At 64.9% G+C, this 7,245-nt stretch carries 7 protein-coding genes; 4 read left to right on the top strand and 3 right to left on the bottom strand.

Translation table 11 applies throughout. The annotated features are described in order from the left end of the window. Positions 1-459 precede the first annotated feature (459 nt). From rnhA to ispH, 3 genes are read right to left on the bottom strand one after another with little or no spacing between them, the layout of a single operon-like run. Positions 460-906 carry a ribonuclease HI gene (rnhA, locus tag RUH75_RS22820; protein WP_313809497.1) on the bottom strand — a complete coding sequence of 149 codons (447 nt, stop codon included), beginning with the start codon at positions 904-906 and terminating at the stop codon, positions 460-462. A 2-nt stretch (positions 907-908) separates the two neighbouring features. After that, positions 909-1,895, bottom strand: coding sequence for a homoserine kinase (thrB, locus tag RUH75_RS22815; RefSeq protein WP_313809496.1), 987 nt, complete (start codon positions 1,893-1,895; stop codon positions 909-911). Positions 1,896-1,899: 4 nt separating this feature from the next. Then, positions 1,900-2,847, bottom strand: a complete 948-nt coding sequence (ispH, locus tag RUH75_RS22810; protein WP_313809495.1) for a 4-hydroxy-3-methylbut-2-enyl diphosphate reductase — start codon at positions 2,845-2,847, stop codon at positions 1,900-1,902. 139 nt (positions 2,848-2,986) lie between these two features. Here ispH and RUH75_RS22805 point away from each other — a divergent pair, with 139 nt between their 5' ends. From RUH75_RS22805 to nagZ, 4 genes are all read left to right on the top strand, one after another. After that, positions 2,987-3,595 carry a hypothetical protein gene (locus RUH75_RS22805; protein WP_313809498.1) on the top strand — a complete coding sequence of 203 codons (609 nt, stop codon included), beginning with the start codon at positions 2,987-2,989 and terminating at the stop codon, positions 3,593-3,595. Between the two features lie 107 nt (positions 3,596-3,702). Further along, positions 3,703-5,430, top strand: coding sequence for an arginine--tRNA ligase (argS, locus tag RUH75_RS22800; protein WP_313809494.1), 1,728 nt, complete (start codon positions 3,703-3,705; stop codon positions 5,428-5,430). Positions 5,431-5,445: 15 nt separating this feature from the next. After that, positions 5,446-6,162, top strand: a complete 717-nt coding sequence (locus RUH75_RS22795; RefSeq protein ID WP_313809493.1) for an SPOR domain-containing protein — start codon at positions 5,446-5,448, stop codon at positions 6,160-6,162. Between the two features lie 50 nt (positions 6,163-6,212). Then, entirely contained in the window at positions 6,213-7,226 is a 1,014-nt protein-coding gene (nagZ, locus tag RUH75_RS22790) for a beta-N-acetylhexosaminidase (protein WP_313809492.1), read from the top strand. Positions 7,227-7,245 lie beyond the last annotated feature (19 nt).

Here is a 7,245-nt window from a genome sequence, read left to right as displayed (position 1 = left end):
GAGCGCCTGCATGGCATGCAGGAGGTCAGCGGTTCGATCCCGCTAGGCTCCACCAATTTTCCGGAAAATGAAAATGTCCGGGGGATATTTCCCGGAAAATTCCTGAGCGCAAGCAAAGGCTATGAATATTCCCGACATTGTTGAAGGCATGCCCTGCTCTGCTTTAGATCGGGGCTTTTTTGTTTGCCCTTTTGTGCGCCCCTACAGGATTTGGGTGACAAAGGTGACACGATAGAGGCTTGGAGAAGCGCGGCTTCGTGCGAATTTCCTATCGCGATTTTCACGGTTCAAAGAGCTGATTCGGCTTAGCCCTGAGGTGGGGAGTAGGACAGGGAAAAGTGATGGCTGGTTTTGTCCATCGGCTGACATTCCCACCCTCGTCACCCCGGATCAAGTTCGGGATGACGAAGCTGTAATGGCTGGAATCCACTCACGCCCTAAAACCACCCATGGCGGCCGCTATTTCCTGAAGCTCTCCGCCGCCGCGCAGGCCAGTTGGTCGGCGCGTTCGTTTTCGGGGTGGCCGGCATGGCCCTTCACCCATTGCCATGTCACTTCGTGACGCGCGGCGGCCTTGACCAGCAACTGCCAGAGTTCGGCATTTTTCACCGGCTTCCTGTCCGCCGTTTTCCAGCCGTTTTTCTGCCAGCCGAAGACCCATTTGGTGATGCCGTCCATCACATATTTACTGTCGGTGTACAGCGTCGCGCGGCAGGGGCGCTTGAGCGTTTCCAGAGCCTGAACCGCCGCCATCATCTCCATGCGATTATTGGTGGTCTGCGCTTCGCCGCCGGAGATTTCCTTCTCCTTCTCCCCAAAGCGCAGCACCGCGCCCCAGCCGCCGGGGCCGGGATTGCCCTTGCAGGCGCCGTCGGTGAAGATCTCTACTTGCGGCAGGTCGCTCATGCTCAGAGCAGGTCCGCCGGATTGGCGCTGGCGTAGAAATCCAGGCGGCGCAGATAGGCCAGCGGGTCCTTGCGCGTCACCAGCGCGTCGGCGGGCGTGTTGATCCAGTCATAGGCGCGCGTCAGCAGGAAGCGCAGCGCCGCGCCCCGGCACAATATGGGGAAGGCCGCCCGCTCGGCGTCGGACAGGCCGTGGGTCGCCGCATAGCCGGCGCTCAGCGCCGCGGCGCGGTCGCCGAACCAGGTCGCGCCGTCATTGCTGAACACCCAGGCGCTGTGGGTGACGGCCAGATCATAGGCGCGGATGTCGGTGCAGCTGAAATAAAAGTCGATGAGGCCCGTCACCTCGTCCCCCAGCATCAGCACATTGTCGGGGAACAGGTCCGCATGGATCACCGATCGGGGCAGGTCGGCGGGCCAATGCACGTCGAGAAAGGCGAGTTCATCCGCCACGCGCGCACGCAGGCCGGGAGCGATCCGATCGAAATCCTTGCCGCATTTGGCCGCCAGATCATGCCAGCCGGGCAGGTCGAGCGCGTTGCGGCGTTCGGCGGTGAAACCCTCCGCCGCGCGATGCAGTTCGCCCAGCGCCGCGCCCGCCGCGCGGGCCTGACCCACGGTCGGCTCCGTGACGGAAATGCCGGTGAGGAACTCGATCAGGCAGGCCGGGCGCCCGGCGAGCTGCTGGAGCCGATTGCCCTCTTTGTCTGCTATGAAGCGGGGGACGAGACAGCCCCGCGCGCCCAGATGGTCGAGCAGGTCCATGAAGAAAGGCAGGTCCGCTTCATCCACCCGCTTTTCATAGAGGGTGAGGATATAACGATGGCCCGCCCCGGAACCGGAAGCGCCATCGGTGCCAGTGGTTTCGAGCAGGTAATTGCTGTTTTCCACCCCCTCGGCAATGCCCTTGGCGGACACGAGGCGGCCAGCGTCGTAGCGGGCGAGGAAGGCGTCGATCTCTTCGGCGGGAACCTGGGTATAGACGGCCATGGGTTTACGCGGCCTCCAGTCCGCGGGGGAGCTTGAAGGCGATGCTTTCGCGCGCTGTTTCCACCTGTTCCTCCGTCACGTCAAATCGGGTCGCCAGCCGGTCGACCACCTCCCGCACCAGCACTTCGGGCGCGGACGCGCCTGCGGTCAGACCCAGCGTGCGGACGCCCTCCAGCCAGGCGAAGTCGATGTCGTCGGCGCGCTGGATCAGGCGGGCGGGGGTGCCTTCGCGCTCCGCCACTTCGACCAGCCGCAGGGAATTGGAGCTGTTGGGCGCGCCGATCACATAGACCGCGTCGCAGGTTGCCGCGATCGCCTTCACCGCTGCCTGCCGGTTGGAGGTGGCGTAGCAGATATCCTCCCCTTTGGGCGCATGGATCGCCGGGAAGCGGCGCAGGAGCAGGGCGACGATGGCGGCGGTGTCGTCCACCGAGAGCGTCGTCTGGGTCAGGAAGGCGAGATTGTCGGGATCGGCGGGGACGAAGGCTTGGGCATCCTCCACCGTTTCGATGAGCGTCATATGGCCCGCGTCGACCTGACCGAAGGTGCCGATCACCTCCGGATGGCCCTTATGCCCGATGAACAGGATATGGCGGCCTGCCTCCACCTGCCGTTCGGCCTGGCGGTGGACCTTGCTGACCAGCGGGCAGGTGGCGTCCAGATAGTCGAGGCCGCGTTCCTCCGCCTTGGCCGGCACCGCCTTGGGCACGCCATGGGCGGAAAACACCACCGGCACGCCGTCCGGCACCTGATCCAGTTCCTCCACGAAGATCGCGCCCTTGGCCTTCAAACTGTCGACCACGAACTTGTTGTGGACGATTTCATGGCGGACATAGACCGGGGCGCCATATTTCTCGATCGCCTTTTCGACGATGATGATGGCGCGGTCGACACCGGCGCAAAAGCCGCGCGGGGCGGCGATCAACAGCTTCATGGGCGGGTGAGAGGTCATGCCCTGCCGCTTAGGCGATAGTGGCTGCGGATGAAAGCCGCTTCCTTTATGTTGCGCGCGCGACAGGGTACGGATAAGAAGCCCAACGCCTGTTCCCAAGGGATTGCCTGTGACCTTTTCTCGAATTGCGCCGACCGTCATGCTCGCCCTGGCCCTTGCGGGCTGTTCGCGGCGGGGGGAAATCGATGCGACCGGCGGCATCGTGGCCGTGCGTTCGGCCTGCCCGGTGGCGGCGATTCCGGCCCAGACCGGTGATGTCACCCTGTTCAATCCGGCGGGAAGCACCGACGCCCGGGCGATCGACGTGGTGGCGGAAATCACCAATTTGCGATCGACCTGCGCGGACGGCGAGCAGCTTTATACCGAGGCGACCTTCACCGTGAATGCGCGCCGGAGCGATGCCAGCGCCGCGCGGCAGGTGACGCTGCCTTATTATTCCGCCGTCGTGCGCGGCGGCAATGCCGTGATCGCCAAACGCATCGGCCAGCTGGTGCTGGATTTCCCGGCGGGGCAATATCGTGCCAGCGCGACGGCCAAGGCCGGTTCCTATGTGAGCAAGGCCGCCGCGACGCTGCCTGCGACCATTCAGGGAATGATCACGCAGAAACGCAGGGCGGGCGATGCCGACGCGGCGATCGATCCCTTCGCGCAGCCGGACGTCAAGGCGGCATTGCAGCGAACCAGTTTCGAGCTGCTCGTGGGGTTCAATCTGACCCAGGATCAGCTCCGTTACAACGCTACCCGCTAAGCTCATTTTCCCGTTCGGGCTGAGCGTGTCGAAGCCCCTTTCTTGAAGAACAGGGTGGCCTTCGGACAGGCTCAAGGCGAACGGCCTTTGTTGGAAAGTTCGCTCTCGTGTCCCTGTATAACCGTTTCACCGCCCATCTCGACGCCGTGCTTGACGTGCTGGAGGCTGATGGCTCGCTACCTGCCGGGCTCAATCGCAAGCCGGTGACGGTCGAGCCGCCGCGCGACGCCAGCCATGGCGATCTGGCCACCAATGCGGCGATGGTGCTGGCCAAGCCGGCGGGGACCAATCCGCGCGCGCTGGCGGAGAAGATCGTCGCGGAGCTGGAGAAGCTGGACGAGGTCGAGGGCGCGTCGGTCGCCGGGCCGGGTTTCATCAACCTCAGGCTGACCGACGCCACATGGCGGGCCGAACTGGCGGCGATCCATGCCGAGGCCGAGGACTATGGGCGGTCCGCCACGGGCGAGGGCGTGACGGTGAACGTCGAATATGTTTCCGCCAACCCGACCGGCCCCATGCATATGGGCCATTGCCGGGGCGCGGTGGTGGGCGATGCGCTGGCGACCCTGCTGGAACATGTCGGGCATAAGGTGATCCGCGAATATTATATCAATGACGCGGGCGGTCAGGTGGATGTGCTCGCCCGGTCGGCGCATGTGCGTTACCGCGAAGCACTGGGCGAGGCCGTGGGGGATATTCCCGAGGGCCTCTATCCGGGCGACTATCTGGTGCCGGTGGGGCAGGCTTTGGCCGCCGAATTTGGCGATGCCTATGTCGGCGCGCCGGAGAGCGAATGGCTGGTGCTGTTCCGCACGCGCGCCGTGGCGGCGATGATGGAGATGATCCGCAGCGATCTGGCGCTGCTGGGCATCCATCATGATATTTTCGCGTCCGAGGCCGAATTGCAGGCGGCGGGGAAGCCTGAAGCGGCCGAAAAATGGCTCCGCGCGCATGATCTGGTCTATGATGGCGTGCTGGAAGCGCCCAAGGGCGAGACGCCGGAAGATTGGGAGCCGGTCGAGCTGCCGCTGTTCCGTTCGACGAAGTTTGGCGACGATCAGGACCGGCCGATCAGGAAATCCAACGGCAGCTGGACCTATTTCGGCGCCGACATGGCCTATCATTACCAGAAGGCGCAGACGGCGGATCAGCTGATCGACATCTGGGGCGCCGACCATGGCGGCACGGTGAAGCGGATTCAGGCCGCCGTCGCCGCGCTGACGGAAGGGCGGGCGCGCTTCGACGTGAAGCTGATCCAGATGGTCCGCCTGCTGCGCGACGGCGAGCCGGTGAAGATGTCCAAGCGCGCGGGCAATTTCGTCACGCTGGCCGATGTGGTGCGCGAAGTGGGCAAGGATGTGGTCCGCTTCACCATGCTGACGCGCAAGGCCGATGCGCAGATGGATTTCGATTTCGCCAAGGTGGTGGAGGCTTCGAAGGACAATCCGGTCTTTTATGTCCAATACGCCCATGCGCGGATTTCCTCGCTCGGTCGCCGTGCCGAGGAGGCGGGACTTGATCTGCCCGCGCCCGATCTGTCCCGCCTTGGGACGGAAGATCTGGGGCTGGTGAAGCTTGCCGCGCAGTTCCCGCGCGTGGTGGAGGGGGCCGCTCTGGCCCGTGAGCCGCATCGTATTGCCTTCTATCTCAATGACTTGGCTTCATCCTTCCATAGCTGGTGGAACCTTGGCAACGATAATCCACAGGCGCGGGTCATCCAGATGGATGATCCGGCCACTACTTCCGCGCGGCTTTTCTTGAGCCGGGGAATCGGGCAAATCATCCGTAACGGGCTGGCGCTGATGGGCGTCGCCGCATTGACCGAGATGCAGTAACCGGCGGAGTTTGAGATGGGCGACTATGCGCGGGGACGGCTGGACCTGGACGACGAAGAGCGTCTGCCCTGGCTGGAACCCGCCATCGAGGATGAAGAGGAGCAGGGGCTGTCGCCGTTGCGGCTGCTGGGCTTCATCCTGTTCGGACTGGCGCTGATCGGCGCGGTTGTCGCCGGGGTGTGGCTGATCCAGAACCGCTCGGGCAGCGCTGGCGGCGAGGGCAAGCTGATCGCGGCGCCCGCGGGGGATTACAAGATTCCGGCGAAGGAAGCCGACGCCAAGAAGTTCGATGGCGAGGGCGATGCCAGCTATGCCGCGAGCGAGGGCGTGGCGCGCGATGGCCGAATCGACCCGACTCGCGTGCCGGAGGCGCCGATCACGCCGACGGGCGCGGCGGGTTCGGGCAGGCCGGCGGTATCGGGCAAGCCTGCGCAGAGCGTCACGGCCAAGGTGGCGAATGAAACCGATGCCAGGCCTGCCGTTGCGGCGACGCGTCCCGCCCGTGGCGGGATGATCCAGCTGGGCGCCTATGGCAATCAGGCCTTTGCCAGGGATGCGTGGAAGCGGCTGTCCAAGCGTTTCACCTATCTGGAGCCGCTGCCCATGTCGATCGAGGAGGCTGAGGTCGGTGGCAGCACCGTCTATCGCCTGCGCGCGGCGGCGGGGGGGCAGGCCAGCACGTTGTGCGGCAAGCTGAAGGTGGCCGGCGAAAGCTGCATGGTGGTCAATTAAGGGGACAAAGCCCTTCGACAGCGGGCCTTTCAGCCGCTACCATCCTTCCCATGAAACCCGTTATCTTCGGCCTTTCCGGCGAGACTCTGACTGCGGATGAGCGCGCCTTTTTCAGGGAGGCGAATCCGGCAGGCTATATTCTGTTCCGGCGCAATATCGTGGACAGGGATCAGCTTCGGGCGCTGACCGATGATCTGCGCGCGTTGCATGGGCGGGATGACCTGCTGATCATGATCGATCAGGAAGGCGGCCGGGTGGCGCGGATGCAGGCGCCGGTATGGCCGAGTTTTCCGCCCGGCGCGGCGTTCGACCGGCTTTATGGGGTCGCCCCGTCCAGCGCCATCGCGGCGGCGCGCGCCAATGCGCGGGCGATTGCGACGACGCTGGCGGAGGTCGGCATCAGCGTCGATGCGCTGCCCTTGCTCGATGTCCGGCAGGATGGGGCAAGCGATATCATGGGCGACCGGACCCTTGGCGCCGAGCCGATGCGGGTGGCGGCGCTGGGGCGGGCGGTGATCGAGGGGCTGGCCGACGGCGGCGTGGTCGGGATCGTCAAGCATATGCCGGGCCATGGCCGGGCCATGGTCGACAGCCATCATGAACTGCCGATCGTCACCGCCGACGAGGATGCGCTGGCGGTCGATCTGGCGCCGTTCCAGGCGCTGAAGGACGCGCCCATGGGGATGACGGCGCATGTCGTCTATACGGCCTGGGACCCGGATCTGCCGGCGAGCCTGTCGCCTTCCGTCATCGAGACGATCATTCGCGGGCGCATCGGCTTTGACGGACTGCTGATGTCCGACGATCTCGACATGAAGGCGCTGAAGGGCAGCATCCCGGACCTTGCGGCGGCGACGGTCGCGGCGGGGTGCGATCTGGCGCTCAACTGCTGGGCGCGCATGGACGATATGGTCGGGATCGCCGATCTGCTGCCGGAGATTGGCGTGGAGGCCAAGGCGCGGCTTGATCGGGCGATGGCGTCGACGCATCAACTGAACGACGCGCCGCCGCTGGAGGAATTGCTGGCCACGCGCGACGCGCTGCTGGCGCTGGCAGCAGCATGAATAGGGGATGCCGTACTCC

It is taken from the genome of Sphingobium sp. (assembly GCF_032153725.1).
GTDB lineage: Bacteria > Pseudomonadota > Alphaproteobacteria > Sphingomonadales > Sphingomonadaceae > Sphingobium.
The sequence above is the reverse complement of the archived record's forward strand: the minus strand, read 5'-3'. Positions and strand labels throughout refer to the sequence as shown.

Coding starts and splice junctions, on each gene's coding strand:
- rnhA (WP_313809497.1), bottom strand. CDS start 906: ATGAGCGACCTGCCGCAAGTAGAGATCTTCACCGACGGCGCCTGCAAG.
- RUH75_RS22795 (WP_313809493.1), top strand. CDS start 5,446: ATGGGCGACTATGCGCGGGGACGGCTGGACCTGGACGACGAAGAGCGT.
- nagZ (WP_313809492.1), top strand. CDS start 6,213: ATGAAACCCGTTATCTTCGGCCTTTCCGGCGAGACTCTGACTGCGGAT.
- thrB (WP_313809496.1), bottom strand. CDS start 1,895: ATGGCCGTCTATACCCAGGTTCCCGCCGAAGAGATCGACGCCTTCCTC.
- RUH75_RS22805 (WP_313809498.1), top strand. CDS start 2,987: ATGCTCGCCCTGGCCCTTGCGGGCTGTTCGCGGCGGGGGGAAATCGAT.
- ispH (WP_313809495.1), bottom strand. CDS start 2,847: ATGACCTCTCACCCGCCCATGAAGCTGTTGATCGCCGCCCCGCGCGGC.